Origin of the sequence: Aeromonas sp. PrichA-15, assembly GCF_017939245.1 — a bacterium.
Taxonomy (GTDB): Bacteria; Pseudomonadota; Gammaproteobacteria; order Enterobacterales; family Aeromonadaceae; genus Aeromonas; species Aeromonas caviae.
Window position 1 is genome coordinate 1 of record NZ_JAGKRH010000391.1, and the last position, 415, is coordinate 415.

Here is a 415-nt window from a genome sequence, read left to right on the forward strand (position 1 = left end):
GGTATAACCTGGCCAGAAGGAGGCAATATCAATATGATGCACGGCGACAGCAGGGTGATGGTGGTGGTGTGTTTGGAGACAGCCAGTTTACCAGCACCCTGTCTGTCAACTTCCACTTCCCCAAGATCCCGCGAAGAACCGAATTTGTAGGCTTTCAGAATTTGCATTTAGCGCTCAGTGTGCAGCATTATTGCCATATCTATTAATGCCCGATTGAGTGACAGAATGCAATTCACTAAAATTAATAAATCACGCCATGCGGCCTACGTTTTGCACGTACATTTGGTGTTTATCACCAAGTATCGAAAGCCGATATTGGGGGATCTGCATCACGCTTCCTTCGGTCAGTGTGCGGCAGAGGTTTGCAGAGATTTTGGTGCGGAACTGAAAGAGTGTGACGGAGAGGCTGATCATG

The 415-nt window shown here is 47.7% G+C and carries 1 pseudogene; it reads left to right on the forward strand.

The features are described 5' to 3' along the window. Positions 1-225: 225 nt before the first annotated feature. Positions 226-415: pseudogene (tnpA, locus tag J9889_RS23890) on the forward strand (IS200/IS605-like element ISAs26 family transposase); the annotation flags it as partial.